Annotated in this window: 22 protein-coding genes; 10 read left to right on the plus strand and 12 right to left on the minus strand. The window is 52.1% G+C overall.

Features of this window, described 5'->3' with window-relative positions; all coding sequences use genetic code 11:
- The coding region (locus ABD028_RS02855) for an ISAs1 family transposase (RefSeq protein ID WP_343841531.1) at positions 1 to 336 on the plus strand (336 nt) is incomplete at its 5' end.
- Between the two features lie 566 nt (positions 337 to 902).
- On the opposite strand, the gene rpoD is transcribed toward ABD028_RS02855, so the two are convergent.
- The 4 genes from rpoD to rpsU all read right to left on the minus strand — a co-directional run bounded on the left by rpoD (position 903) and on the right by rpsU (position 5,446).
- Positions 903 to 2,741: an RNA polymerase sigma factor RpoD gene (rpoD, locus tag ABD028_RS02860; protein ID WP_343841533.1), complete on the minus strand. Its 1,839-nt coding sequence runs from the start codon at positions 2,739 to 2,741 to the stop codon at positions 903 to 905.
- A 127-nt stretch (positions 2,742 to 2,868) separates the two neighbouring features.
- On the minus strand, positions 2,869 to 4,638 hold the full coding sequence (gene dnaG / locus ABD028_RS02865; RefSeq protein WP_343841535.1) for a DNA primase: 1,770 nt from the start codon (positions 4,636 to 4,638) through the stop codon (positions 2,869 to 2,871).
- A 91-nt stretch (positions 4,639 to 4,729) separates the two neighbouring features.
- On the minus strand, positions 4,730 to 5,173 hold the full coding sequence (locus ABD028_RS02870; protein WP_343841538.1) for a GatB/YqeY domain-containing protein: 444 nt from the start codon (positions 5,171 to 5,173) through the stop codon (positions 4,730 to 4,732).
- A gap of 57 nt (positions 5,174 to 5,230) precedes the next feature.
- Positions 5,231 to 5,446: a 30S ribosomal protein S21 gene (gene rpsU, locus ABD028_RS02875; RefSeq protein WP_062481949.1), complete on the minus strand. Its 216-nt coding sequence runs from the start codon at positions 5,444 to 5,446 to the stop codon at positions 5,231 to 5,233.
- Between the two features lie 227 nt (positions 5,447 to 5,673).
- On the opposite strand from rpsU, the gene tsaD reads away from it, so the two are divergent.
- The gene (tsaD, locus tag ABD028_RS02880) at positions 5,674 to 6,690 is read left to right on the plus strand and encodes a tRNA (adenosine(37)-N6)-threonylcarbamoyltransferase complex transferase subunit TsaD (protein WP_343841544.1); all 1,017 of its coding nucleotides are present in this window, start codon (positions 5,674 to 5,676) and stop codon (positions 6,688 to 6,690) included.
- Positions 6,691 to 6,855: 165 nt separating this feature from the next.
- Here the strand turns inward: tsaD and plsY are convergent, their stop codons facing one another.
- On the minus strand, positions 6,856 to 7,458 hold the full coding sequence (plsY, locus tag ABD028_RS02885; RefSeq protein WP_102797405.1) for a glycerol-3-phosphate 1-O-acyltransferase PlsY: 603 nt from the start codon (positions 7,456 to 7,458) through the stop codon (positions 6,856 to 6,858).
- Positions 7,459 to 7,616: 158 nt separating this feature from the next.
- Between plsY and folB the strand changes: the two genes are divergently transcribed.
- The 4 genes from folB to ABD028_RS02905 are packed head-to-tail and all read left to right on the plus strand — an operon-like array spanning position 7,617 to position 9,647.
- Complete coding sequence (gene folB / locus ABD028_RS02890) at positions 7,617 to 7,970, plus strand: dihydroneopterin aldolase (protein ID WP_102797404.1); 354 nt, start codon at positions 7,617 to 7,619, stop codon at positions 7,968 to 7,970.
- Positions 7,971 to 8,468 (plus strand): 2-amino-4-hydroxy-6-hydroxymethyldihydropteridine diphosphokinase, encoded by a 498-nt coding sequence (gene folK / locus ABD028_RS02895; protein ID WP_343841548.1) that lies wholly within the window; start codon positions 7,971 to 7,973, stop codon positions 8,466 to 8,468. It abuts the gene before it with no gap.
- On the plus strand, positions 8,465 to 9,265 hold the full coding sequence (locus ABD028_RS02900; RefSeq protein ID WP_102797402.1) for an undecaprenyl-diphosphate phosphatase: 801 nt from the start codon (positions 8,465 to 8,467) through the stop codon (positions 9,263 to 9,265). The genes folK and ABD028_RS02900 overlap by 4 nt, the downstream gene beginning before the upstream one ends.
- A gap of 16 nt (positions 9,266 to 9,281) precedes the next feature.
- Positions 9,282 to 9,647 carry a histidine triad nucleotide-binding protein gene (locus ABD028_RS02905; RefSeq protein WP_343841551.1) on the plus strand — a complete coding sequence of 122 codons (366 nt, stop codon included), beginning with the start codon at positions 9,282 to 9,284 and terminating at the stop codon, positions 9,645 to 9,647.
- 51 nt (positions 9,648 to 9,698) lie between these two features.
- Here ABD028_RS02905 and ABD028_RS02910 read toward each other — a convergent pair whose 3' ends face one another.
- From ABD028_RS02910 to ABD028_RS02940, 7 genes are all read right to left on the minus strand, one after another.
- Positions 9,699 to 11,477: an IlvD/Edd family dehydratase gene (locus ABD028_RS02910; protein WP_343841552.1), complete on the minus strand. Its 1,779-nt coding sequence runs from the start codon at positions 11,475 to 11,477 to the stop codon at positions 9,699 to 9,701.
- Positions 11,474 to 12,109 carry a 2-dehydro-3-deoxy-6-phosphogalactonate aldolase gene (locus tag ABD028_RS02915; RefSeq protein WP_343841554.1) on the minus strand — a complete coding sequence of 212 codons (636 nt, stop codon included), beginning with the start codon at positions 12,107 to 12,109 and terminating at the stop codon, positions 11,474 to 11,476. Before ABD028_RS02915 ends, ABD028_RS02910 begins: the two co-directional genes overlap by 4 nt.
- A 21-nt stretch (positions 12,110 to 12,130) precedes the next feature.
- Positions 12,131 to 13,033: a 2-dehydro-3-deoxygalactonokinase gene (locus ABD028_RS02920; RefSeq protein WP_343841557.1), complete on the minus strand. Its 903-nt coding sequence runs from the start codon at positions 13,031 to 13,033 to the stop codon at positions 12,131 to 12,133.
- Positions 13,034 to 13,035: 2 nt separating this feature from the next.
- Entirely contained in the window at positions 13,036 to 13,797 is a 762-nt protein-coding gene (locus ABD028_RS02925; RefSeq protein ID WP_343841559.1) for an SDR family NAD(P)-dependent oxidoreductase, read from the minus strand.
- Between the two features lie 389 nt (positions 13,798 to 14,186).
- Complete coding sequence (locus ABD028_RS02930) at positions 14,187 to 14,894, minus strand: FadR/GntR family transcriptional regulator (RefSeq protein WP_102797396.1); 708 nt, start codon at positions 14,892 to 14,894, stop codon at positions 14,187 to 14,189.
- 76 nt (positions 14,895 to 14,970) lie between these two features.
- Positions 14,971 to 15,882, minus strand: coding sequence for an SMP-30/gluconolactonase/LRE family protein (locus ABD028_RS02935; RefSeq protein WP_343841563.1), 912 nt, complete (start codon positions 15,880 to 15,882; stop codon positions 14,971 to 14,973).
- Positions 15,883 to 15,887: 5 nt separating this feature from the next.
- Positions 15,888 to 17,450 carry a sodium/sugar symporter gene (locus ABD028_RS02940; RefSeq protein ID WP_343841565.1) on the minus strand — a complete coding sequence of 521 codons (1,563 nt, stop codon included), beginning with the start codon at positions 17,448 to 17,450 and terminating at the stop codon, positions 15,888 to 15,890.
- Positions 17,451 to 17,701: 251 nt separating this feature from the next.
- On the opposite strand from ABD028_RS02940, the gene lacZ reads away from it, so the two are divergent.
- The 4 genes from lacZ (at position 17,702) to ABD028_RS02960 (ending at position 25,830) form a co-directional block, all read left to right on the plus strand.
- The gene (gene lacZ / locus ABD028_RS02945) at positions 17,702 to 20,869 is read left to right on the plus strand and encodes a beta-galactosidase, LacZ type (RefSeq protein ID WP_343841567.1); all 3,168 of its coding nucleotides are present in this window, start codon (positions 17,702 to 17,704) and stop codon (positions 20,867 to 20,869) included.
- Between the two features lie 51 nt (positions 20,870 to 20,920).
- Positions 20,921 to 23,239 carry an aminotransferase class III-fold pyridoxal phosphate-dependent enzyme gene (locus ABD028_RS02950; RefSeq protein WP_343841569.1) on the plus strand — a complete coding sequence of 773 codons (2,319 nt, stop codon included), beginning with the start codon at positions 20,921 to 20,923 and terminating at the stop codon, positions 23,237 to 23,239.
- A gap of 36 nt (positions 23,240 to 23,275) precedes the next feature.
- Positions 23,276 to 24,808: an L-piperidine-6-carboxylate dehydrogenase gene (amaB, locus tag ABD028_RS02955; protein WP_343841572.1), complete on the plus strand. Its 1,533-nt coding sequence runs from the start codon at positions 23,276 to 23,278 to the stop codon at positions 24,806 to 24,808.
- Between the two features lie 665 nt (positions 24,809 to 25,473).
- Positions 25,474 to 25,830 (plus strand): VOC family protein, encoded by a 357-nt coding sequence (locus tag ABD028_RS02960; protein ID WP_343841574.1) that lies wholly within the window; start codon positions 25,474 to 25,476, stop codon positions 25,828 to 25,830.
- Positions 25,831 to 26,229: the final 399 nt, after the last annotated feature.

Genomic DNA, 26,229 nt, shown 5'->3' on the forward strand with positions numbered 1-26,229 from the left:
CGCATTGTTGCGGTTGAGCGTGAGCGTAGCCAGGGGCAAAAGACCAGCTACAGCACCCACTATTACCTGACATCATTAGACCATGTAGACAGCATAGCCAAGGCTATACGCCAACACTGGCTGACCGAGAATCAGCAACACTGGGTGTTGGATGTGGTGTTCAAAGAAGATGAATGCCAAATTCAGGAGCCGATAAGTGCGCAGAATATGGCGTTGTTCAGGCGGGTGGTACGCAACATGGTGAAGCAACACAGCAAAAGCAAAGATTCCATCCGAGGCAAATGTGTCAGGGCCAGCTTCGATGATAATTTCAGAGCAGAATTACTCTTTGGTTAATGGAATTAACAAAGTGCGCTCACGCCCTGGGGTATGGCCTGAGACGCTACATTTTCCAGGTCTTCGGAAAAATAGACGCTGAAAGAAGAATGATTGTCAGAATTCCAGACCTTAAAACTGTTCAGATCGTCCTCAGATGTAGTACTTTGAATTTTAAGTGAGGCAACGGCATAACAGCTGCAGGGCAGCATCAATATCGCTACAATGGCTAAACATCTAATATCCATATATGTAAGTCCTTTTAATAAAGATATGATTATTTTCACAATGCAGAAGCTTTAGCGTTGATGGCTTCCGCTAATTTATCTAACTACATTACCTCCATAGATTCGAGCGAATCATAGATAATTTATGTCGGTTTTCCAGTTAGTCAAGCCTTTTTTCAAAAAGCCTAATGGCTCAAAGTGAATCAGGATGCATTACAGATTGGTTTTTGTGCTTGTAGTAGGCAGATAGGACAATACTTAAATATTGATATAGTAGAGAAAAGGTCAGAAGTTGGCCCCATTTTTCTTCAGGCAAAAAAATACCCCCGAATCGGGGGTATTCTAAGATAAGTTTTTAACTTACTCGTCCAGGAAGCTTCTTAGCTGCTCGGAGCGGCTGGGGTGGCGCAGCTTACGCAGTGCCTTGGCTTCGATCTGACGGATACGCTCACGGGTCACGTCAAACTGCTTGCCCACTTCTTCCAGGGTATGGTCGGTGTTCATATCGATGCCGAAACGCATACGCAGCACTTTCGCTTCACGAGCGGTAAGACCGGCCAATACTTCCTGAGTGGCGCTTTTCAGGCTGCCTGAAGTGGCAGAGTCCAGCGGCTGGATAATAGTGCTGTCCTCGATAAAATCGCCCAGATGCGAATCTTCATCGTCACCAATAGGGGTTTCCATGGAGATAGGCTCTTTGGCAATCTTCAGAACCTTACGGATTTTATCTTCCGGCATCAGCATGCGTTCAGCCAGTTCTTCCGGGGTTGGTTCACGGCCCATTTCCTGCAACATCTGACGGCTGATACGGTTGAGTTTGTTGATGGTCTCAATCATATGCACCGGAATACGGATGGTACGGGCTTGGTCAGCGATGGAACGGGTAATGGCCTGACGAATCCACCAGGTGGCATAGGTTGAGAACTTATAACCACGGCGGTATTCGAATTTATCTACCGCTTTCATCAAACCGATGTTGCCTTCCTGAATCAGATCCAGGAATTGCAGACCGCGGTTGGTGTATTTCTTGGCGATAGAGATAACCAGACGCAGATTAGCTTCCACCATTTCCTTCTTGGCACGACGGGCTTTAGCTTCGCCAATGCTCATGCGGCGGTTAATATCTTTGATATCGGCAATGGTCAGGCCGGTTTCTTCTTCAACCTGATTCATTTTGGAAATGCAACGTTCCAGCTCTTCCTTATGGGTCAGCAGGTCGTTAACATAAGCTTTGCCTGACTTCAGCAGAATCTCCAACCAGGCCGTAGTGGTTTCATTGCCAGCAAATGCCTTAATAAAATCTTTCTTAGGCATCTTGGCATGCATCACGCAGTGCTTCATCACAATGCGTTCCTGCACGCGTACCCGGTCCATCATGCTACGCATATTTTTAACCATGCGGTCAAACTGCTTGGGCACCAGGCGGAATTCTTTAAATACTTCGCTCAGTGCCGCAATTTCTGTTTTGGCATCGGCGTGGTCGCGGCCTTTGCTGGCGATGGCATCACGGGTTTTAGTATATTGCTCACGCAGAGCACTGAACTTGGCGCGTGCTACTTCCGGGTCGACACCGGAATCACCGTCGTCGTCGTTATTGTCGTCGTCTTCATCCTCATCATCGTCCTCATCGTCGAGTTCTTCTTCGGACAATTCAGAGCCAATATGGGTGGCCGTGGGGGCGACGTCGGTCTCATTGGGGTCGATAAAGCCCAGAACAATATCGCTCAGGCGAATTTCTTCGGCTTCGTATTGATCCCACTGGTCAAGCAGGTAAGTAATGGCTTCTGGGTATTCGGCAACGGAACACTGCACCTGATTAATGCCGTCTTCGATACGCTTGGCGATGTCAATTTCGCCTTCACGGGTCAGCAGTTCCACCGTGCCCATTTCACGCATGTACATACGTACCGGGTCAGTGGTGCGACCGATTTCGCTCTCAACCGTCGCCAGCGCCTGTGCCGCTGCTTCGGCAGCATCTTCATCGGCCGTGGTCTCTTGCATTAACAACTCATCGGAATCCGGTGCAGATTCAAACACCTGGATCCCCATGTCGTTGATCATGCGGATAATGTCTTCTATCTGATCGGAATCGACGATATCCTGTGGGAGGTGGTCATTAACTTCAGCAAAGGTGAGGTAACCCTGCTCTTTACCTTTTGCGATGAGGAGTTTAATCTGAGACTGCTTATTCGACGCCATATACCTTCCACTTCTCAAAAATTAGGGTTAAATCTGTTCTGAACCGACGCGCAGAGAATTACGCAGTATAGCAGAATCACCGCTTGTGCCGCTAGCCCATTTGTTGTTGCGGGTACGTTGCTGTTTTTTACAAATCGCGCATCAGGCTGTTCAGTTCCTGTTTCTCTTGCATAGAGATAGTGCCTAGACGGGCTTTTGCCAAGAGTTCGTCGCAACGACTTTGCAAATAAAAATTAATCAGCCGATCAAATCCGTCACGATAAAGCGACTCAATGGGATTGTTGTCATCCACCGGCAAATCCATGCTCATCAGCTTGGACAAACTATCCTGAATTTTGTGCCCTCGAAATCGTTCCAGCAAATGTGGCGTGTTGTAGTGAGGGTTGGCAAGGCAATAGCCATGCACCTGCTGAAGAACATCCAGGCCACTGATTTGTGCATCTGCCAGTATGGCTGGTGAATAATCCGGAAAGGCTGCTGCCAGTGCGGGTTTTTCCAACAGCAGACGCAACAGCAGCCGCACCGGAGTCCAACTGTGTCTGGACAACAATTGGTTGTCTACCTGACGAGGTTTATGACGCTGATAGGCTTCTTCTATCTCGCGTTTCAGACGCAGATTCTTGTCTTCCAGGGTGTATTCGTTTAGCTGTTCTTCCAGCATTTTCTTTTGCGTAGATTCCGGGATCTGGTTAAGTAATGGCATGGCTTCGGCTTTGAGTGCCGCCTTACCTTCATTACTTTTGGTATGATGACGACTCATCAGGCTGTCAAAAAAGAACCTGGATAGCGGCACGGCTTCATCCAGCTTAGCTTCAAACGCCTCTTTACCTAATTTGCGGACCAGGGTATCCGGATCTTCGCCATCGGGCAGAAACAGAAACTTCATTTCGACCCCATCCTTGATATAGGGCAGGGCATTTTCCAGCGCGCGCCAGGCTGCATCCCGCCCGGCCCGGTCGCCGTCGTAACAGCAGATTAATTGTGGGGCGGCGCGAAACAGCATCTGAATATGTTCGGCGGTGGTGGCGGTACCCAGGGATGCCACTGCATAGTCGATACCATATTGAGCCAGCGCCACCACATCCATATAGCCTTCTACAATCATTAACCGCTCCAGTTTGCGGTTAGCTTGTCTGGCCTGATAAAAGCCATAGAGCTCATGGCCTTTGTGGAAAATCCGGGTCTCGGGACTGTTTAAATATTTGGGACTGCCATCACCCATGACCCGACCACCGAAACCGACCACCCGCCCGCGGCGATCACGGATGGGGAACATAATGCGGTCGCGGAAAAAATCAAAACGGCGACGCTGGTCATTTTCGCTGACTACCTTTAAATCCAGCAATTGCTGTTGCAGAGCGGGAGTACGTCCAAAGGTTTTCAGCGCACTATCCCAGTCTGACGGGGCATAACCAATATTAAACTGCTTAACGATGTCCCCCGACAGTCCGCGACCTTTAAGGTAGTCTATGGCCTGTGGTGCATTGGCATGATTCTTTAGCTGATGAACAAAAAAACGCGTCACCTTTTCCATCAGCTCATAGTCGTTTTCCTGTTGCTGACGCTTTTCTTTACTTTGTTGTGGGGACTTACCCTGTTCGCGCGGCACTTCCACACCCTGATAACGGGCCAGCTCTTCAATGGCATCAGGAAATTCCAGCCGGTCATACTCCATTAAGAAGGAAATGGCATTGCCGTGGGCGCCACAACCAAAGCAATGGTAAAACTGCTTGTCCTGACTGACGGTAAACGACGGGCTTTTCTCGTTATGAAACGGGCAACAGGCCTGATAATTCCTGCCGGCCTTTTTCAGTCGCACCCGACTGTCTATCAGCTCAACAATATCAGTGCGCGCCAGCAAGTCGTCAATGAAGTCGCGGGGGATCAAGCCTGCCATAGTCGCCGTTTATGAAAAAGTAAGAAAAGGATGATGCCATAAAGGCAAAGACGGGTCAGCGTTAATTCTCTGACCCGGAACAGACTTTTTATCAGCCGAGTTTGGCTTTAATTTTACCGCTGAGCTGGCCCATATCGGTGCGACCTTGTACCTGGGGCTTTAGCCAGGCCATAACTTTACCCATGTCCTGCATTGCGGCTGCACCGGTTTCCTGCATCGCCTTGGCTATCAGGGCTTCCAGCTCGGCATCAGTCAAGGCTTGGGGTAAGAACTCGGTCAGTACGACCATCTCGGCCGCTTCCTGCTCGGCTAAATCCTGACGACCTGCAGCCTCAAATTGGCTATGCGCATCTTTGCGCTGTTTGACCATCTTGGTCAGAATAGCAATAGTGTCGGATTCAGTGACTGGCTCGCGGCTGTCCACTTCCTTTTGTTTTACTTCGGCCAGGGCCATGCGAATGGTACCAAGACGAAGTTTATCCTTGGCACGCATGGCGTCTTTTTGGGCTTCTTTCAGGCGTTCAATCAGACTCATGGGATTACTCATCGGCTAAAAGTAAAAAGGCGCTTAACGCGCCTTTTTAGTGAGATCTTAGTAAAGCTTAATACGGCGTGCGTTTTCGCGAGCCAGCTTTTTCAGGTGACGCTTTTTAGCAGCAGCTTTTTTGCGCTTGCGTTCCCAAGTTGGCTTTTCGAAAAACTCACGACGACGAACTTCAGACAGAACTCCAGCCTTTTCACAAGAACGCTTGAAACGGCGCAGAGCTACGTCAAACGGCTCGTTTTCTTTAACTTTAACAATCGGCATTAAAATCTCACCTCAAAAATAAGTGCGTATTACCAGCTCGAATTATGACCGGCATGGTTAAAAATGGTGCGGAATTTTAATCATATCTGCGGGCATTGTAAAGGCCGTTACCCGCTTTAATTATAAATAAAGCCAGGTTAGGGCGATCTATCCGCTGCTTGAGCATGGAGAAATTTACCCTGCCGGGTTAGAATTCGCCCCTTCGAACCGACTAAGAAGCTGATTTCATGCGCATCCTGGGAATAGAAACCTCCTGTGACGAAACAGGAGTTGCCATATATGACGACGAGCTGGGGTTATTGTCCCATGAACTTTATAGTCAGGTAAAGTTGCACGCCGATTACGGTGGTGTGGTACCTGAGCTGGCGTCCCGTGACCATGTGCGCAAAATCATTCCTCTGATTAGAAAGGCGTTGGCAAGTGCCAATACCTTGCCAGAACAGCTGGATGGGGTGGCATTTACCCAGGGGCCGGGTCTGGTCGGCGCTTTACTGGTCGGCTCATCTGTCGGTCGCAGCCTGGCCTATGCCTGGAATGTACCCGCTGTTGGCGTGCATCATATGGAAGGGCATCTGCTGGCCCCTATGCTGGATGAGCCTGCACCTGAATTCCCATTCGTCGCCCTGCTGGTTTCGGGAGGGCATACTATGCTGGTGCAAGTGGATGGTATTGGCCAATATCAGATGCTCGGTGAATCGCTGGATGATGCCGCCGGTGAGGCGTTTGACAAAACCGCCAAGTTACTCGGTCTGGATTACCCTGGCGGACCGCTGCTGGCCAGACTGGCTGAGCAGGGTACCCCCGGACGCTTTGTGTTTCCCCGCCCCATGACCGACAGACCGGGGCTGGACTTCAGTTTCAGCGGCCTGAAGACCTTTGCCGCCAACACCATTCGCGATCAGGGCGATGATCCTCAGACCAAGGCGGATATCGCCATGGCCTTTCAGCAGGCGGTGGTAGAAACCCTGGTGATTAAGTGCCGCCGTGCTCTGGAACAGACCGGTTTAAAACGCTTAGTGATTGCAGGTGGGGTAAGTGCCAACAAGGCTTTGCGCGAGGCGTTACAAGAGATGACGCAAAAAGCCAGGGGCCAGGTTTTTTACCCCAGGCTGGAATTTTGTACTGATAATGGCGCTATGATTGCTTACGCCGGTATGCAGCGTCTGAAAGCCGGTCAGCACGAAGGCCTGAGTGCCAAAGCCAAGCCACGCTGGCCGCTGGAGAGTTTGGAACCTGTAAGCTAGACCTTGCCTGTAAGCTAGACCTTGGCAGTTGTCAGGACTAAAGTCCGACCCACTGTGGGTTGGGCTTCAGCCCAACAACATATGAAATAGTGTAAGTTTTAAATCGCCAACAGATAAAAACTATTGGCATATCAAAGTGCTAGTCCAACACTTTTTTCTCGCACCTCATTCAAGCGTCTTACCTTTATCCCAAATCCGCCCTTCCTGGCCTTTAAACAGACGCACAATATTACTGCGGTGGCGGGCAATAATCAGAATAGACAACATAGTCACCGGAATACTGTACTGGGGCTTAATAAACCAGGTAAAAACTGGCGCCAGACCGACGGTGATCAGCGCCGCCAGCGACGAATAACCGGTAATAAACACCGTGGCTATCCAGGTGGCTATCAGCAGACCGGACAGATCCAGGCCGATGGGTAACATTGCACCAAGGGCAGTGGCCACAGCCTTACCGCCTTTAAAACCAAAAAACAGCGGGTAAATATGCCCGAGGCAAGCGGCGATAGCGATAAAGCCCAGATACAAAGGTTCAATACCGAGGAAATAGCTGCCCCAGACCGGAATGGTGCCTTTCAGAATGTCACACCAAAGGGTCAGAAAAGCGGGAAAGCGGCCGCCAATGCGATACACATTGGTTGCACCGGGGTTACCAGAGCCCTGTGAGCGGGGATCCGGCAGGCCAAACAGTTTGCAGATCAGCACGGCGCTGGAAATGGAGCCTGCCAGATATGCTGCCGTCATCATCAATAAGGTCAATGCCGTCATTTGCTTTGTATGATCCCTTGTGTAAACTTGCCCGCCAACGTTATTTGGCCTGACTGGGCTAAATGAAATCCGTCCCGGCTGGCGAGCACTCGCTTCGCCTACAGGTAGATTACCTGAAAAGGGGGGTTATCTCATCATTTCTACTGGCCTGATGTGTTATGGACAAGATTTATATTGAGGGGCTTGCCCTGCAATCGCTGATTGGGGTGTATGACTGGGAGCGCACCGCGCCGCGCCCCCTGTTGGTTGACCTTTGTCTGTGGGCCGACCTGCGACAGGCGGCACAGTCTGACAAGGTGGCAGATACCATTGATTACGCCAAGGTAGCCGAATGCCTGGAGCAGGTGGCAGCCAGCAGCAGTTTTGAACTACTGGAAGCCCTGGCATCCTGCATGTTGGATAGGCTATTTGCCGAATTCCCGGTGCTCAAAGTCAGCTTGAAGCTGAGTAAGCCGGATATTCTGGCTAACGCCAGCAATGTGGCCGTGAAACTGACCCGGACCCGCACTTAGATGGCGCAGATCTATATCAGTCTTGGCAGCAATGTGCAGCGGGAAAAACACACCCGCGCCGGGCTTGATGCACTTTATGCAGCATTTGGCAGCTTGCAATTATCCAGCTTGTTTGAAAGTGAAGCGGTTGGATTTGCCGGGAAGGCCTTTTTCAATATGGTGATCGGTGCTCAGACCTGGTTGTCAGTGGACGAGGTGGTGAAGACCCTGAAAGCCATCGAAGCCAGCAACGGCCGTTTGCAGGGCGACAAGAAATTTGCCCCACGCACTCTGGACCTGGATCTGCTCTTGTATGATGATCTGGTACAGGGTGAACCTTTGCCCCTTCCCAGGGCGGAAATATTACACAATGCCTTTGTCTTGTGGCCGCTGGCAGAGCTGATTCCGGCTCGCCTGCATCCTCAAACACAAACCTCTTATGCGCAGCTTTGGCAGGACTATGACAAGGACAGCCAGAAGCTATGGAAAGTAGAATTTAACTGGAAACCTTCACTATGACGTTGCTTGAAATCATCGTACTGGCCCTGATCCAGGGAATTACCGAGTTTTTACCCATTTCCAGCTCAGGGCATTTAATTTTGCCTTCCGCGCTGTTGGGCTGGGACAATCAGGGGCTGGCTTTTGACGTTGCCGTGCATGTGGGCAGTCTGCTGGCGGTGGTGTTGTATTTTCGTCAGGATATTCTGCGCTTAATCAACGCCTGGTTATATGCGGTATTTAAAGGCCAGCACAGTGAACACAGCCGACTGGCCTGGTGGGTTATTGTGGCAACCATTCCAGCGGTGATTTTTGGCTTTGCGTTTAAGTCTGCTATCGAGATTTATTCCCGTTCGGCCCTGGTCATTGCGGTGACGACCATCGTCTTTGGTCTGCTGCTTTGGTATGCCGATGCCAAGGCCAAACAGCATAAAAATATTTTTCAGTTAACCTGGAAAAGCGCACTGTTTGTTGGTTTTGCTCAGGCTTTGGCAATTATCCCTGGCACGTCCCGTTCAGGTATTACCATGACAGCCGGATTGATGGCCGGACTGGATCGGGAAAGTGCCGCCAGATTTTCATTTTTGCTGTCTATTCCCACCATTCTTGGTGCGGGACTGCTGGTGTCACTGGACCTGGCGGCCAGCGAACATGCGGTTGACTGGCAGGCGATGCTGTATGGCGCGCTGTTCTCCTTCGTCAGTGCCTATCTGTGTATTAAGTTATTCCTGACCTGGATTTCCCGCATTGGTATGCTGCCATTTGTGATCTACCGACTGCTGCTGGGTGTGGTATTGTTAGTGTTCGTGTTTAGTTAATTGCCGGGACGCTGTTATGTCAGACACCTTGTTTACCAAGATTATTAACCGGGAAATTCCCGCCGAGATTATTCATGAAGATGACTTATCACTGGCCTTTAAGGATATTAATCCCCAGGCGCCAGTGCATTTTCTGGTGATTCCCAAAAAGCCCATCGCCACTATCAATGATATTGAAGAAGCCGACCGCGAGCTGATCGGGCATTTGTATGTGGTGGCTGCCAGGCTGGCCGAGAAAATGGGCTTTGCCGAAGAGGGCTACCGGGCGGTCATGAACTGCAACCCGTATGGGGGCCAGACCGTTTATCATTTGCACTTGCATGTGCTGGCCGGAAAACCCCTTGGCTGGCCGCCTTATCAGGATAAGCTGAAGACGGCCTGATAGGGTCAGGCTTAGGGGCTGTTTATCTATACTCGAAAGATAAAACAGCCCCTAGTGCGAATGACGGGGTAACTTGTCGCGCAGACGGCGGTATTTGAGCATATCCACAAATACCGCTCCTTCATCCAGATTGGACACTTTGGCCCGGTAGATTTCCTGCCACCAGGTCTGATTGGCCGGATACTGGCTTTGCAGGTCCAGCTCGGCGCGACGCTGAGCCAGTTCCTCGCTGCTTATTTGCACATTCACGCTACCCTGATTTAAATCCACCGTTACCAGATCGCCGCTTTTCAGCAGCGCCAATCCGCCGCCATCGGCCGCTTCCGGCGAGGCATTCAGAATAGAAGGCGAGCCAGAGGTACCGCTTTGACGGCCATCACCCATGGTGGGCAGTGAGCTGATACCGCGCTCCAGCAAGGCCTTGGGCGGCTGCATATTCACCACCTCTGCCGAACCGGGATAGCCCTTAGGGCCGGTGAAGCGCATGACCAGAATGCAGTTTTCATCGATATCCAGTTCAGGGTTGTCAATCTGGCTGTGATATTCCTCCGGGCCGTTAAACACAATAGCGCGGGCGGTAAAGCAGTTTGGCCTGGCCGGGTCAGATAAATAACGCTGACGGAAGTCAGCATCAATGGCCGAGACTTTCATAATCGCTGAATCAAACAAGTTACCGGACAGCACCATCAAGCCAGCTTGTTGTTTAAGGGGGGAGTCAACCTGATAGATCACGTCGGTATTGTACAGCGGTGCGCCCTGGCAATTCTCGCTAATGCTCTTGCCGGTAACCGTCAGGGCCTGGGCGTTAAGTAAGTTAGCCTGCAGTAACTGGCCGATAACGGCGGGTAAGCCACCGGCGTTATGAAAGTCTTCGCTCAGGTATTTACCCACAGGCTGGCAGTTGACCAATTGAGGAATATGCTGGCCCACCGCCTGCCAGTCCTGAATTTTTATATCCACACCGGCATGCGCGGCGATGGCATTGATATGAATAGGCGCATTGGTGGAACCGCCCAGCGCGGAGCACACCCGGATGGCGTTTTCAAACGCCTCGCGGGTTAATATTTTCTCTGGCGTCAGGTCTTCCCACACCATCTCTACAATGCGCTTGCCGGTATGATAGGCCATTTGCGCCCGTTCCCGGTATGGCGCCGGAATCGACGCACAGCCGGGTAACATCATGCCCAGGGCTTCAGCCAGACAGTTCATGGTCAGCGCCGTGCCCATGGTATTGCAGTGACCAGTGGAGGGTGCCGAGCTGGCGACTTCGGCAATAAACTCGTTATAGTCGATATCACCCTTGGCCAGGCGCTTTCTGGCATCCCAGATAATGGTTCCTGAGCCCACACACTGGCCCTTATAGCGACCATTAAGCATCGGGCCCACCGAGTAAGCGATGGCGGGAATATTAACGCTGGCTGCGCCCATCAACAGGGCCGGGGTGGTTTTATCACAACCTGTGGTCAGCACCACGGCATCGATAGGGTAGCCATGCAGTACTTCAATCAGTGACAGACATTGCAGATTGCGATCCAGCGCTGCAGTGGGGCGGCGGCCGGTCTCCTGAATCGGATGTACCGGGAATTCAATGGGAATACCACCGGCATCGCGAATACCGGCTTTTAAGCGCTCGGCCAGTTCAATATGGGCACGGTTGCAGGGCACCAAGTCTGAGCCGGTCTGGGCAATGCCGATAATAGGTTTACCGCCTTGCAGTTCTTCAATGGTCAGGCCGTAGTTCAGATATTTTTCCAGATAAAGGGCGGTCATATCCGGGTTGCTATCGTCGTTAAACCACGCTCTGCTACGCAGTGAAATGTCCTTTTTCATGCTTGTTTCTCCTGGGGCTGGCTAAGGGAAATAAAGCTATTCATTAAAGTCTCGGCGTTGCGCTTAAAGGCCTCAATGCTGATGCCGGGCTGATAGAGTGAGCCGCCCAATCCAAAACCCCGACAGCCTGCCGCCATGTACTCGGCCATATTGCTGCTGGTTACGCCACCGACGGCACAGACTAAAGTGCCAACGGGCAGAATCGTGTTAATCGCTTTAATCACAGTAGGCGGAGTAAGCTCGGCCGGGAAGAATTTCAGTACATCGGCACCAGCATCCAGGGCAATTAAAGCTTCGGTTGGTGTGATACAGCCTGGCATGCAGTACATCCCCGCCTGTTTGGCGGCGCGAATAACCTCGGCATTGGTATTGGGGGCTACCATCAGTTTGCCGCCTGCTGCGGTAATCTCTTTAACCTGCGCTACTTGCGTGACTGTACCGGCACCAATTAACACATCCTGGCCAAACTCTTTGGCCAGTAATTCGATGGACGCCAGCGGTGTGGGCGAATTCATCGGAACTTCGATCATCTGATAACCGGCATCCACCAGAATACGGCCCAGGCTAAGGCACTCGTGCGGTTGAACACCTCTTAGGATGGCAACCAGTGGCAGGTAAGAAGACTCAGACATGTGCTACCTCTGAAAATAGGGTTACTGGCCGGTGGCCAGGCGGTACAGGCCGGCTAATACCGCCTGTTCACCGGAAATGGTCCGGCAGGGTAATTGGTAAAATGCCAGCGCCTGCTGGTAACGTTGGGTCAGTACCTCAGAGCCGACCAACAGCAGTGGTTTATCAGCACTGAGCAGCCCCGGCTCGATCAGTGCCCGGCGGGCACCCTGGATTTCAGCGCCGATAATCAAACCGGACAAATAACTGCCTGCCTGCTGTGGGCGCATCTGGCCGGTAACCACGGCGGCTCTTGGGCTAAACAGCAAATGGGATAATCCACGTATATCTGCGGCTTGTTCCAGGCCGAGTAAAAAGGCGGGTTCATCATGTACCTGGATATCGCATACCCCAGCCAGCGAGCTGTGTTTGGTTAACAAGGCAAAGAGTTCGCCGCTGAAGAAGGTGGAAAATGCGGTGATGCTGCCATATTCGACCTGGGCCCACTTGCTATGAGTACCTGGCAGACACAACAAGGCTTCGTTCATTTCGGTTAATTGCAAAGCGCCGATAATTTGAGTTTCCTCACCCCGCATCACATCCATCAGGCCGTTGTGACCGGCGTATTGCAGACCGGGCACCAGTTGCAAATTAGGGTGCAGCTCGCTGTGCAAACTTGTCAGGGCGGCAGTGATATCTTCAGCCCCGGCCGGGCAGGGCAAATAAGGCACTTCCTGCCAGCCATTGCGACTGCCAACCATACCGGCCATGATGACTGTGGCGGACTGCGCCAGCCAAGGGCCGCAATGGGCTTGCAGATAATCCGCAAAACCCTGGCCCTGAAAGCTCAGGATGCCCCTTTGTGTGCTGAGCTTAGCCAGAATGTCGCCCGCGGCATTCAGATGCCAGGCGCGAAAACTGCTGGAGCCCCAATCAATGGCAAGCATGTTTATACACGTCCGCCGTCGACCACCAGGGCCTGACCGGTCAGCATTCGGGAAGCTTGCGATGCCAGAAACAGTGCGGCTTCGGCAATATCCTTTTCTTCAATACAATCCTTAAGTGCTTGCTGCTCCAGGCACTGTGCCACCGCTTCCGGGGTTGCCCACAACTGTTTCTGACGCTCGGTCATCACCCAGCCTGGGATCAGGCTGTTTACCCTGATACCACTTGGCCCCAGTTCACGGGCCAGAGCCTTGCTTAACCCCAAAATAGCAGACTTGGCCGCTACGTAGGCCGGGTAGCCGGTCAGGCCCAGCAAGGCTGAATTAGAGCCGATATTGATAACACTGCCGCGGCCCTGATTGGCCATCAGTGAGGCGACCGCCTGGGTAGCAAACAGATGTGGGCGCAGGTTGATGTTCAAACTATCGTCCCATTGTTCCGGGGTCAGGCTGGCCAGGCTATGACGGTTATCCGAGGCAGCGTTATTGATCAGCACGTCCACCCCGTCCATCTCGGCACAGGCATTTTCGATACAGCGCTGCAGGGCACTAATGTCACGGATATCACAGGACTGAAAATAGGCCTGGCGTGAATAGTCGGCCTGTAATTGCGCGTTCAGCGCCGCTGCGGCTTGCGTTTGTATGTCCACAAAGGCGACTTGTGCGCCTTGCGCAATAAAGGCCCTGACCAATGCGGCACCTATACCTGAGCCGCCGCCGGTGATAAACACCCGGGCGTTGGAGAGATCGCTATATTGTCCGAACATCAAAGCCTCCTGTGCATCTACCATACATCTCAATATATTATTTATAATATAATTATACGTTGGTCAAATCAACCTGCTAACTTGTCAGTATAAGAAAAATAACCCGGCCGCAAGGACCTTAAATAACTGTCTGGTTTTAAAAGGAAAAGCCTGAATTTCTGCGGACGCAGAAAAACTGCCGTTGCAGGGTGCTTTACAGGCTATTCAGAACGATTGGTTGTGAGACAAAGAGCATCGAGACATCCTGCTCTGTGTAAGGACGGCGATGTAAATCATTCAACTGAGAAATACGCTGCCAGCGGCGCAGTGCGAGGATTCAGGCCCCAGACACCCAGTCTTCAGGCTGCGCAGGTTGCTTCTATGCTGCCAACAGCTGAGCAGCGCTTATCTCAGGCCTTAATCCGGCCTTCAATCAGTTGCAGGGCCTCAGCTTCCATGGCGTGCGAGGTTTGATGTGCAAGCGGCGCATCACCGGCCGCAATGGCATCGTATATCTTACGATGTTCCTCATAGCTGGCGGTATCTACGCCTTTAAACTGGTTAGTAAAGCGAATGCTGACTTTAAGGGCCGTTTCAATAAAGCTGCGCAATTGCATAAAGAACGGGTTTTTGCTGGCACGCAGGATAGCTGAATGGAAGTCGATATCGGCTTCCAGTGGGTCTTCCAGGCCTTCCTCGGCGGCTTTCATCCGCGCCAGGGCATTACCAATGGCCTTAATATCTTCAGGTTTGGCATTTTTGGCGGCCAGTGCGGCCGCTTCGGGCTCAATGGCCAGACGCAGTTGCAGAAAATCCCGCAGGGTTTGCAGGCTGGGGGTGCTGGATAAGATCCAGTCCAGCACATCGGGGTCAAACAAGTTCCAGTGTTCCCGGCTTTGTACAGTAATGCCTTTGCGTGGGCGCGACACCAGCAAGCCTTTGGCTGCCAGCATTTTTACCGCTTCGCGGGTGGCGGTGCGGCTTATCTGATAGCGGTTGCAGATTTCTGCTTCCGATGGCAGCCCTTCACCCACGGCAAATTGCTCGCGCACTATGGCTTTACCCAGCTCATGCACCAGTTGGTGGGTGAGATTGTTGTGATTGGCTGTTTGAAGCATGCATTACACCGTACTTTTATACTATTTGTATGTTAATGGAGTCAGGCTGTGGATACCAGATTTCTGCCTGATTTTCCTACACTTGTTTATTGATCAGGGCCCCGGCTTTAAATTGGGGCTCGGCCAAAGCCTGTGCGTCGACCGCAAAGATAAACAGGTCGCCAGCATAAGGCTCTTTGGCACGCTGGCTATCACTGAGCTCATCCCAGGCACTGGTGACAAACAGCAAGTTGCCCTGTTTTCCACCCAAGGCTACGCAGGTAGGCTGGCTGACCGGCAAATTCAGTTGCCCAGCAGGTTTACCAGAAGGGCTGTAGCACACCACGCGGCTACCGCCCCACTGGGCATTCCATATTCTGCCCAGGCTGTCCACACAGGCACCATCCGGACTGGCGCCTTGCTCTGTTTGCACAAATTGCTGCCCTTGCTCTGGCATATCCACAAAACGATAACGGCGAATCAGGCCAAGGGGAGAGTCGGCGTGATACATCTGCCTGGCGTCCGGACTCCAGCATAAGCCGTTGGAAATCTGGATGCCGTCAAATGCCCGGGTCAGTTCCCCTTGTGTATCCAGTCGATACAGACTGGCACTGGCTTTTGCTGGATTGGCCTGTGGGTTTTCCACCATGGAACCAATCCAGAAATTGCCATCCGGGCCGACTTTGCCGTCATTAAACCTGTTGCCTGGCAGGTGCGATTCACCATCGTGTAACCGTTGCACCTCACCCGTTTCTGGCCAATAAAGGGCCAGGGCATGCACAAAAGCCACCACCAGGCATCCGGCAATATCTGTAAAGCCAAAGGCGCTGATGGCAAACGGTGGTTCAAAATGCTGCGTTTGATTATCTGTCAGGCTATGCCGGTACAAACCACCACCTTTGATATCTGTCCAGTACACAGAATCTGTCGCCTGATGATAAAGCACCCCTTCGCCAAGCCGGTTTTGTACCGGCAGGCGGGCTATTAGTTGGGCTGGTGTTGTTACCATCAAACTTACCACCAGGTGATATATAGCGCGGCCAGGATCGCAGTGACGGCCAGGGTGGCAACATTGTAGGAACCCGAAGTGCTGAACTGCACACCATCAAGCAGATTCTGGCCCCTTGCCTGGGCATTGCGGTCCAGTTTGGAGACCAGCATGGCACCAAATAGACAACAAATAAATACCACACCAACCCGGTCAATAAAGGGGAGGCCTGGAGCAAACTTCCACAATAGTAGTGATATTACAAATGAACCTAATGCCGCCGTCATGGCGCCCTTAGATGTAGTTTGCTTCCAGAACATACCCAGCAAGAACAACACGACAATACCTGGGGTAAAGAAACCGGTAAATTCCTGAATATACTGGAAGGCCTGATCCAACTGGCCCAGCAGCGGCTGCGCGCAGATCACTGCCAGCAACATGGCGACCACACTGACGGTGCGGCCCACCCGCAGATAATGGCGGTCAGTTCTGCCCTGACGATAATGGGTATAGATATCCATAGTGAAGATCGTTGAAATACTGTTGGCCATGGACCCCAGCGAAGACACGATGGCCGCCACCAGCGCGGCAAACACAAAGCCTTTAATACCTTCTGGCATCATACCCAGCAGCATAGGGTAGGCTTTATCGGCTGGCTCCAGACCAGGGTGCAGCACAAAAGCAACAATGCCCGGCAGCACCACTATAATGGGCATCAGTAGTTTCAGGAATGCGGCAAACACTATGCCTTTCTGCGCTTCTTTAAGATTTTTGGCCGCCAGCGTGCGCTGAATAATGTACTGGTTAAAGCCCCAGTAAGACAGGTTCATAATCCACATACCGCCAACCAGCACCGACAGGCCTGGCAGGCTCATATAGTGCTCATGTTCCGGGGCCAGGATCATATCGAACTTTTCCGGGGCCTTATCCAGCAAGGTCGTGAAACCACTAATAATACCGCCATTGCCCAGCATACCCAGGGTGATATACGTCAACAGCAAGCCACCGGCGACCAGTACCACCACCTGAATAATATCGGTGTAGGCCACAGCCTTCAGGCCACCGTATAAGGAGTAGGTCAATGACAACAGGGCCAGAAAAACCAGCCCTACCGTCATATCTATCCCGGTAATGGTATTAATGGCCAGGGCGCCCAGCCACAGGATGGAGGTGAGGTTAACGAACACATAGACACCCAGCCAGAAAATCGCCAGGGTCATACGCACCTCATGACCAAAACGCTGCTGTAAAAATTGCGGCATGGTATAAATACGGTGCTTAAGAAAAATCGGCAGAAAGTATTTACCGACAATAATCAGGGTAATGGCTGCCATCCACTCATAGGAGGCGATAGCCAGGCCAATGGCATAGCCTGAGCCCGACATACCAATAATCTGTTCGGCGGAAATATTGGCGGCAATCAGCGACGCGCCAATGGCCCACCAGGGCAGGCTGTTACCGGCCAGAAAGTAATCCTGGGTGTTTTTTTCATGGCCGGCTTTTTCCCGTGACACCCAAAAGGCCACGGCAACCAACATCACCACGTAGGCGGCGAACAGGGAAATATCGAGTGAAGACAGGGACGACATGCTTAGCTTACCCGGTTAACGTATAGATAACATTCAATGTATTATTTATAGTATTTATTTACAACTAAATTTTATTGGGGTTACTGGCAAAAGTGCTGCCGGGCCCTTATTTGTTGCGGTTTTCCCGGCTGTTGCTGATATAACGCAATGCGGGCAATGGCCTGTTTGTTATGTTAATCGACTTGATATCCTCTTGTCAGTGGGTTAAATATTTGTATTATAAATAGCATTAATTGATATCAGAGGTTGTTATGAAGAAAATCTCCAGCCTGGTGCTGGCCGGTATCCTGTGCTATCCGGCCATGGCCACGCCCCGCGCACCATGGGAAGATCATCAGGTATTTGCTATCAATAAGCAGGACCCGCGCGCCAGCGGCTTTGCCTATTCCAGTGTTGCCGCTGCCCTGACCGATGATTATCAAAACAGCGCCAACTTTCTTTCCTTGAATGGCCTGTGGCAATTTAACTGGCAACGCAGCACCAAAGATGCGCCACAAGGGTTTGAAAAGCCGGGTTTTGATGACAGCGACTGGACACAAATTCGGGTACCGGGCAACTGGGAAGTCGAAGGCTTTGGCCACCCCATTTATCTGGATGAACGCTATCCTTTTGACGCCCAATGGCCGGATGTACCCAAAGACTACAATCCTATAGGTTCGTATCGCAACAGCTTCGAGCTGCCGCAACACTGGCAGGGTAAGCAGGTATTTATTCATGTGGGCGGTGCCCGCTCCTCACTGGAGATCTGGCTGAACGGCCAGTACATTGGTTTTAGCCAGGGCGCCAAAACTCCGGCCGAGTTTGACTTAACTCCCTACTTAAAGCCGGGCAACAATCTGATTGCCATGCAAATCCGCCGCTGGACCGACGCCAGCTACCTGGAAAGCCAGGATATGCTGCGCGTCTCGGGCATAGAGCGTGATGTGTATTTATACGCCACCCCCAAGCAGCATTTATATGACTTCCATGTCAGGCCGACCCTGAACCGCGCCCTGGATGAAGGAAAACTGGCCCTTGAAATGGATTTGCGTAACTACGCCGACCCGGCGGCGGTGTCGGTAGAATACCAACTGCTGGACCCCAGCCGCGAAATGCAACAAGTCGCCAGCGGTGAACAGTCGGTAACGCTGAACAAAGCTGCCAATGTGCAGTTTGCCGCCACGTTGAACAAGCCCAGGCTATGGAGCGCCGAAACCCCCAATCTGTACACCCTGGTGATGACCATCAAAGATGCGGACGGCCAGGTACTGCAAAGCGTACGCGACGATATCGGCTTTCGTAATATCGCCATTGAGGGCGGTCAGTTAAAGGTTAACGGCAAGGCCATTTATATTCGTGGTGTAAACCGCCATGAAACCGATCCACGCCGCGGCCATGTGGTCAGCCGCGAGTCTATGGAGCGGGATATTAAGCTGATGAAGCAGCACAATATTAATGCGGTGCGCTCCAGTCATTATCCCAATGATCCGTATTGGTACGATCTCACCGACAAATACGGCATGTACGTGATTGACGAGGCCAATATTGAGTCGCACCCGCTGGCCATCAATAAAGACACCCAGCTCGGTAATGAAATGAGCTGGCTGCCAGCCCACCTTGAGCGTACCAAGCGTATGTTCGAGCGGGATAAGAATCACCCGTCCATTATTGTCTGGTCTTTGGGTAACGAAGCCGGTGAAGGCAAGGTGTTTGAAGCTACCTACAAATGGCTGAAAGAGCATGACGGCAGTCGCCCGGTGCAATATGAACCGGCTGGCACCGAGCATTACACCGATATTTTTGCCCCAATGTACCCCAGCGTTGAACGACTGGAAGAATACGCCAAAACGCACAAGGATCGTCCCGGCATTATGATTGAGTACGCCCATGCCATGGGTAACTCGGTAGGTAATCTGCAGGATTACTGGGATGTGATTGAAAAGTACGATGTGCTGCAAGGCGGCTATATCTGGGACTGGGTAGACCAGGCGCTGGAATACACCAATGACAAGGGCCAGAAAATCTGGGCCTACGGCAAAGACTTCCACCCCGAGCTACCCACCGACGGTAACTTCTTAAATAACGGCCTGGTCAATCCAGACCGTGAGCCACATCCGCATTTGTTGGAAGTGAAGAAGGTTTATGAGCCAATAAAGTTCAAGGCGCTGGATATCAGCAAGGGCCTGTTTGAAGTGCGTAATAAGTTTATCTTTGCGTCGCTGCAAGGCTATGACCTGGTCTGGCAGATTGAAGCCGACGGCGAGCTGATTGCCAAGGGCCGTGAGCCGATGCCGCAGGTGGCCGCTGGCACTACCGCCAAGGTGAAGCTGGCCTTGCCAGTGCTACCCAAATCAGCCAGCCAGGAATATATCCTGACCTTATCGGCACGTTTGAATCGCCCCATGGGTCTGCTGGATGATAACCACGAAGTGGCCTTTGAGCAGTTTGCTTTGCCGGTAAAAACTATTTACCTGCCACAGCCTGTGGTGAAAGCGCAGGCCCTGAGCATAGACAAAGGCAGCGATCTGCTAAAAGTGGGTAATCAGCAGGTACAACTAGCCTTTGATGCGAAAACCGGTTGGTTGAGCCAGTATCAGGTGCAGGGCAAGGCGCTGTTGAAGGCGCCGCTGAAAGTGAATTTCTGGCGTCCACCCACAGATAATGATCTGGGTAACGATATGCCTCGTTGGGCGGCTATCTGGCAACACGCCGAAGACCGACTCAAACTGCAAAGCCTGACCAGCAAAACCGTGAAAACCGAGGTGTTGGTGAGTGCCCTTTACCACAGCCCGGATTTTAAAGGCAGTTATCAGGTGCAGTACCGCATCAGTGATGATGGCCGGGTGGCGGTGAACAGCAAGCTGGATCTGGCCGAAGGACAGGAACTACCCAAATTACCTAAGTTCGGTATGCAACTGCAAAGCCCGGGTGAGTATGGTTTTGTTAGCTGGTTTGGTCGTGGCCCCCACGAGAGTTATGCCGATCGCTACCGCTCAGCGCGGGTGGGCTTGTATCAGGCCCAGGTGCGCGATCAAATTCATCATTATGTGCGTCCGCAGGAAAATGCCAATAAGCAGGACTTACGCTGGATTGCCCTGACCAACGAGCAAGGTGCGGGATTACTGGCAGTGGGCGAGCAACTGATGTCGGGCAGTGCCTGGCCCTATCTGCAGTCGGATATCGACTTCTATGCCGGTGACAGCGAAGCCTCGGCCTCGGGCCTGGTGCCGGTGACCAGCAAGCATGGCCTGGAAGTACCGATGCGCGATCTGGTGACCTTAAACCTGGACCACAAACAGATGGGTGTGGGTGGTGACACATCATGGGGCCGCCCGGTGCACGACCAATACAGTGTGCCTGCACAGGATTATCAGTATGGCTTTACCTTGGTCCCATTAAGTGCCGGCGATAACCCGGCGAGGCTCGCCAGAACCAAATAAACCGGTGGGCCTTTGGGCTCGCCTCTTTCGATTTCGTTGATAGGAAAGACTATGACGGCGCGACTTTTGGATGCGGATATTGCTCAGTATGTGGCAGCGCATTATCAGCTAGAGGGTGAGCTGACCCGGCTACCCGGTTACTGCGACCTTAACCTGCGCCTGCAAACCCCAGCCGGTCAGCACTTTATTATCAAAGTGGCGGGAGAGGGCGAAGCGCCCGTGTATCTGGACCTGCAAAATCAGGCCATGAATCATCTGGCCAAACGTGGTTTGCCTGTACCGCAGGTACTCACTGACGCACAGGGTCGCACCTTGGGTGAAATAGCCGACAGCGCGGGTGAGCGTTTTCCGATTCGGGTGCTGACCTATCTGCCCGGCCAGTTCTATGCAGACCTGCCTAAAGGTCAGGACTTTCCAAAGCTTTGGCAGCAGCTTGGTGAATTTATGGGGCGTGTGGATCAGGGCCTTAGTGATTTTCACCACCCCGGTCTGAACCGTTACCTGGACTGGGATCTGGCCTTTGGCCTGGAGGTGTGCCGCGACAAGCTGGCGGCGCTGGAAGCTGATAGGCGCAAGCTGGTGGAAGGCTTTTTGCTGCAATACCAAACCCAGGTGAAGCCGTTTTTATCTAAGTTGCCAGCCGGGCCCATTCATAACGATGCCAATGACTACAACCTGTTGGTGGACGATCTGGCTAACCCCGGCCAGATCAGTGGGTTGATTGATTTTGGTGATATGTGCTTTAGCCAGTTGGTTAATGAGCTGGCTATCAGTTGTACTTACGCCATGCTGGATCAACCTGATCCGGTGGCAGTGATCGGCACTATTGCTAAGGGCTATCATAACCAGCGAGCCCTTAGTGAAGATGAACTTAAGGCACTGCCGTATCTGATTTGCCTGCGTTTATGTGTCAGTGTGTGCAATTCTGCCCATGCCATTCGCCAAAAACCGGACAATGACTACCTGCTGATTTCGGCCCGCCCGGTGTGGCTGGCGCTGGAGCAGTTTAAGCAACTGGATTTGGCCGTCATTGGTATAAACCTGGTCGCGGAACTGCTGGGTATTGCCCAAGGTGGGCGCAGCAAAGAAACGCTTATTGCCAGCCGTCAAAGCCATTTCAGCCGTACCCTAAGCCTGAGTTACAGCGAGCCGCTGAAGATTGTGCGTGGCCGCGGCGCCTATTTGTTTGATGAGCAGGGCCGGGATTATCTGGATATGGTGAATAACGTCTGCCATGTTGGCCATTGCCATCCTAAAGTGGTCGCGGCTGCGCAGCAGCAAATGGCCCAACTGAATACCAACACCCGCTATCTGCACGACAATCTGGTCAGCTATGGTGAGAAATTACTGGGTTACTTCCCCGATAAGCTGTCGGTGTGTTTTCTGGTTAACTCCGGCAGTGAAGCCAATGAACTGGCCTTCCGCCTGGCTCGTTGTGCCAGCCAAAGCCGCGAGCTGTTGGTGGTGGACGGCGCTTACCATGGCAATACCAATGCCTGTATTGACGCCAGCCCGTATAAGTTTGACGGCCCAGGCGGGCAGGGTGCGCCGGCCCATGTACATAAAGTGATGTTGCCTGATCCCTACCGTGGCCCCTATGCCGGTTATAGCCTGGAAACTGGCCAGCAATATGCCGCGGATATTCAGCGGGTGCTGGCAGAGTTGAACTGGCAGGACAAAAAGCCAGGTGCCTATATCTGTGAATCGGTACAGGGTGTGGCCGGGCAAATTGTCATGCCGCAAGGCTACCTGGCTTCGGTGTACGAACAAGTACGCGCGGCCGGTGGCATCTGTATTGCCGACGAGGTGCAGATTGGCTTTGGCCGGGTGGGCGAGGCCATGTGGGGCTTTGAAACTCAGAATGTGGTGCCGGATATCGTCACCTTGGGTAAACCTATTGGTAATGGTCACCCAATGGCGGCGGTGATCACCAGCCGCGAGGTGGCCGAGGCCTTTGTTACCGGCATGGAATACTTCAATACCTTTGGTGGCAACCCGGTCTCCTGCGCCATCGGCCAGGCGGTGCTGGAGGTGATTGAAGAGCAGCAACTGCAAGCTCACGCCAAACGCATCGGTGATTATCTGCAAACCAAGCTGAGGGATATGGCCGGTGAGTTTGAACTGATTGGTGATGTACGCGGTCTGGGCTTGTTTATCGGTGTGGAACTGGTCACCGATCGAACCAGCAAAGCCCCGGCCACGGCACAAACCAAAACCCTGATCGAACACTTTAAGGCCCAGCGCATACTGCTCTCCAGTGAGGGGCCGTTTAACAATATTCTGAAGATCAAACCGCCCATGGTATTTGGGCAACCTGAAGCAGACCGCTTCCTCGATACCCTACGCAGCGGTCTTAGGGGCCTGGGTTAATAACCCCGCCCGGTAACGACAAGAAGAGGATTCACGATGGAATTTCTTAAGCAACTTAACCTTGGCACCAGCAACGCCGGTGCCAGTACCGGTCAAGCCTGGCTGGCCGACAGCAGCGCAGCACAACTGGCCATTCACTCGCCGGTTGACGGCCAGCTAATTGCCAACGTCAGCCTCTGCACCCCGGCTCAATACCAGCAGGTGATTGAGCAGGCCCAGCAGGCCTTTGTGGTCTGGCGACAAGTCACCGCCCCGCAGCGCGGTGAAATTGTGCGCCAGATTGGTCAGGCCCTGCGCGAATACAAACAGCCGCTGGGCGAGCTGGTGTCCTATGAAATGGGCAAATCCCTGCAGGAAGGTTTAGGTGAAGTGCAGGAGATGATCGATATCTGTGATTTTGCCGTGGGTTTGTCCCGCCAGCTGTGTGGCTCGACTATGCACTCCGAGCGGCCGCTGCACCGTATGTACGACCAGTACCATCCGCTGGGTATTGTCGGGGTGGTATCTGCCTTTAACTTCCCGGTGGCGGTGTGGTCATGGAATGCCATGATTGCTGCCGTTTGCGGCAATGTCACGGTGTGGAAGCCGTCTGAGAAAACCCCGCTGACCGCAATTGCCTGTCAGCATATTTTAAAAGATATTCTGGCCCGCAATAACCTGCCAGAAGGCGTGTTCTCGCTGGTGGTGGGCACCGGCGCCGAAATTGGCGAGCTGATGCTGGATGACAAACGTATTCCGCTGATGTCAGTCACCGGCTCTACCCGGGTGGGGCGCCATGCCGGTCAGAAAGTCGCGGCCCGCTTTGGTAAAAGCATTCTGGAACTGGGCGGTAATAACGCCATTATTATTACCCCCAATGCCGATTTAAAAGTGGCCATTCCCGGCGTGGCCTTTGGCGCCGTGGGCACGGCTGGTCAGCGCTGTACCACCACCCGTCGCGTAATAGTGCATGAGTCGGTGTATGACAAGGTTAAAGATGCGCTGGTGGGGGCCTATGGCAAGCTGCGCATTGGTAACCCGCTGGATCAGAATAATCATGTGGGGCCGCTGATCGATAAAGCTTCAGTTCAGGCCTTTAGCGCGGCGCTGGATAAAGTGCAGTGCGAAGGTGGCAAGCTGCTGTGTGGCGGTGAAGTGCTAAGCGGTAAGGGCTACGAGTCGGGTTGCTATGTCAAACCTGCCATTGTTGAAGCCGAAAATCACTACCAGATGGTGCAGGAAGAAACCTTTGCACCGATTCTGTATCTGATCAAATACAGCGGCGACTTACAGCAGGCCATTTCCTTGCAAAACGATGTGGCCCAGGGCCTGTCGTCGGCCATCTTTACCCAGAATATGCTGGAAGCCGAACAGTTCCTGGCCCACTGGGGCTCGGACTGCGGGATTGCCAATGTCAATATCGGCACCTCCGGTGCTGAGATTGGCGGCGCCTTTGGTGGCGAGAAGGAAACCGGCGGTGGCCGCGAGTCCGGCTCGGATGCCTGGAAGGCCTATATGCGCCGCCAGACCAATACCATCAACTATTCCACTGCGCTGCCACTGGCGCAGGGGATTAAGTTCGATTTGTAATAAATTGAAAGGTTAGGTTGGAAGCCGGGCACTGCCCGGCTTTTTGTTGGGATGCGCAGCCACTTTTACAAAGTTTTTCCTGAATTTTGCCCGGCAGACAGCTAAAGATTGTTCAATCTGGCCCCTGAGCAGATTATCTTTATGAGGCTAAGAGAGTTGGTGAGTGGGTAAACACCTTTAGCGAACGACATGAAGATAAGATTGCGAAGTTTTATGCGAAGCGGAGTCAGGTTCAGATATGGAGATTTTGATAGCTTTAACAGTATTGATTTTCGCTCTTGGTTTTTGCTGGTACGTATCACCCTATCGAAGGCGGGAAGTGACCGATGCTCAGCGTAGAGTCGCTACTGCCTGGTTGTTATTTCGTCGAATCGTTTGCTTGCTCGGCGCAATATTCTGTCTTTTTGCCATTGGCCTATTTCTATTCTTAGACATGTCTTGGCAAGAGAAGGTATTTCCAATTGGCATGTTTTCCTTGCTATTTCTAATGTGTATTTATGTTGGCGTATTCGGTCAGGGGTGGAATCAATACTCCTCTACAGATGATTTTATTTTGTACAAGAAACTCAAAGAGAAATATAAATGGCGACTTTAGTCTAGCCAAAGGCTGTGTGGATTAGGGATTAGGTCATTCTCGCAGCCCAGCTCAACAAAGGAAATACATTATGAAGATGAACTACTTTGTCTTTGGCACCCAAGATATGTGCAAAGCAATTGGCTTTTACGATGCTTTTTTTGAAAATACCAGCGTCAACAAAGGCCAGACAATGGGGCGCATGACAATTTGGACAAACGGTGACTTTATGTTTGCTGTTGCAGAACCTTTTGATGGCGAGCCGGCTACTAATGGCAATGGCACCATGCTTGGGCTGAATCTCGGCTCTCAACAGGAAGTGAAGCGGCTACACCAAAAAGCCCTGGCATTAGGTGGCCAAAGTGAAGGTGAGCCCGCCATCCGTTCAGGACGATTTTCTGCTTATTTCCGAGATCTGGACCAGAACAAAATCTGTTTGTTTGAGTAATAAAGTGATTTGGCACACTTTGCTGACATCTATCTATTCCTTGGGGGAACACCTGTAGGGAAACGGTAAAACATGGTGCAGTTAGCTCGAGGTATAGTGGCAACTTATGACCTACGTATTAACGCCGAAACTCATTATAAACATCAGGACCAGCTTTATTAAAACTGTGGTGCAGAACATGGCCGCATTCCTCACTTTGCCAGCAGCAAGATAAATGCATATGTTTCTCTTCCTTCGTGTTCTCTGTGTGCTTGGTGGTGAGGTATTGCCAGTCGAAACTCCAGTAGATGGCGCCTTTGCATTCGCATTACTTTAGCTTTGCAGTAACAAGATTGTAGTGGTCTAATAAAACCAGACACCAAGTTAGGTGGTAGAATCCAACCATCAAATGAGGTGAAT

Source organism: Bowmanella denitrificans, from assembly GCF_039522935.1.
GTDB classification, from domain to species: Bacteria; Pseudomonadota; Gammaproteobacteria; order Enterobacterales; family Alteromonadaceae; genus Bowmanella; species Bowmanella denitrificans.

Excerpts from the sequence above, each read along its gene's own strand:
- rpoD (WP_343841533.1), bottom strand. The coding sequence starts at position 2,741 with ATGGCGTCGAATAAGCAGTCTCAGATTAAACTCCTCATCGCAAAAGGT.
- dnaG (WP_343841535.1), bottom strand. The coding sequence starts at position 4,638 with ATGGCAGGCTTGATCCCCCGCGACTTCATTGACGACTTGCTGGCGCGC.
- ABD028_RS02870 (WP_343841538.1), bottom strand. The coding sequence starts at position 5,173 with ATGAGTCTGATTGAACGCCTGAAAGAAGCCCAAAAAGACGCCATGCGT.
- rpsU (WP_062481949.1), bottom strand. The coding sequence starts at position 5,446 with ATGCCGATTGTTAAAGTTAAAGAAAACGAGCCGTTTGACGTAGCTCTG.
- tsaD (WP_343841544.1), top strand. The coding sequence starts at position 5,674 with ATGCGCATCCTGGGAATAGAAACCTCCTGTGACGAAACAGGAGTTGCC.
- plsY (WP_102797405.1), bottom strand. The coding sequence starts at position 7,458 with ATGACGGCATTGACCTTATTGATGATGACGGCAGCATATCTGGCAGGC.
- folB (WP_102797404.1), top strand. The coding sequence starts at position 7,617 with ATGGACAAGATTTATATTGAGGGGCTTGCCCTGCAATCGCTGATTGGG.
- folK (WP_343841548.1), top strand. The coding sequence starts at position 7,971 with ATGGCGCAGATCTATATCAGTCTTGGCAGCAATGTGCAGCGGGAAAAA.
- ABD028_RS02900 (WP_102797402.1), top strand. The coding sequence starts at position 8,465 with ATGACGTTGCTTGAAATCATCGTACTGGCCCTGATCCAGGGAATTACC.
- ABD028_RS02905 (WP_343841551.1), top strand. The coding sequence starts at position 9,282 with ATGTCAGACACCTTGTTTACCAAGATTATTAACCGGGAAATTCCCGCC.
- ABD028_RS02910 (WP_343841552.1), bottom strand. The coding sequence starts at position 11,477 with ATGAAAAAGGACATTTCACTGCGTAGCAGAGCGTGGTTTAACGACGAT.
- ABD028_RS02915 (WP_343841554.1), bottom strand. The coding sequence starts at position 12,109 with ATGTCTGAGTCTTCTTACCTGCCACTGGTTGCCATCCTAAGAGGTGTT.
- ABD028_RS02920 (WP_343841557.1), bottom strand. The coding sequence starts at position 13,033 with ATGCTTGCCATTGATTGGGGCTCCAGCAGTTTTCGCGCCTGGCATCTG.
- ABD028_RS02925 (WP_343841559.1), bottom strand. The coding sequence starts at position 13,797 with ATGTTCGGACAATATAGCGATCTCTCCAACGCCCGGGTGTTTATCACC.
- ABD028_RS02930 (WP_102797396.1), bottom strand. The coding sequence starts at position 14,894 with ATGCTTCAAACAGCCAATCACAACAATCTCACCCACCAACTGGTGCAT.
- ABD028_RS02935 (WP_343841563.1), bottom strand. The coding sequence starts at position 15,882 with ATGGTAACAACACCAGCCCAACTAATAGCCCGCCTGCCGGTACAAAAC.
- ABD028_RS02940 (WP_343841565.1), bottom strand. The coding sequence starts at position 17,450 with ATGTCGTCCCTGTCTTCACTCGATATTTCCCTGTTCGCCGCCTACGTG.
- lacZ (WP_343841567.1), top strand. The coding sequence starts at position 17,702 with ATGAAGAAAATCTCCAGCCTGGTGCTGGCCGGTATCCTGTGCTATCCG.
- ABD028_RS02950 (WP_343841569.1), top strand. The coding sequence starts at position 20,921 with ATGACGGCGCGACTTTTGGATGCGGATATTGCTCAGTATGTGGCAGCG.
- amaB (WP_343841572.1), top strand. The coding sequence starts at position 23,276 with ATGGAATTTCTTAAGCAACTTAACCTTGGCACCAGCAACGCCGGTGCC.
- ABD028_RS02960 (WP_343841574.1), top strand. The coding sequence starts at position 25,474 with ATGAAGATGAACTACTTTGTCTTTGGCACCCAAGATATGTGCAAAGCA.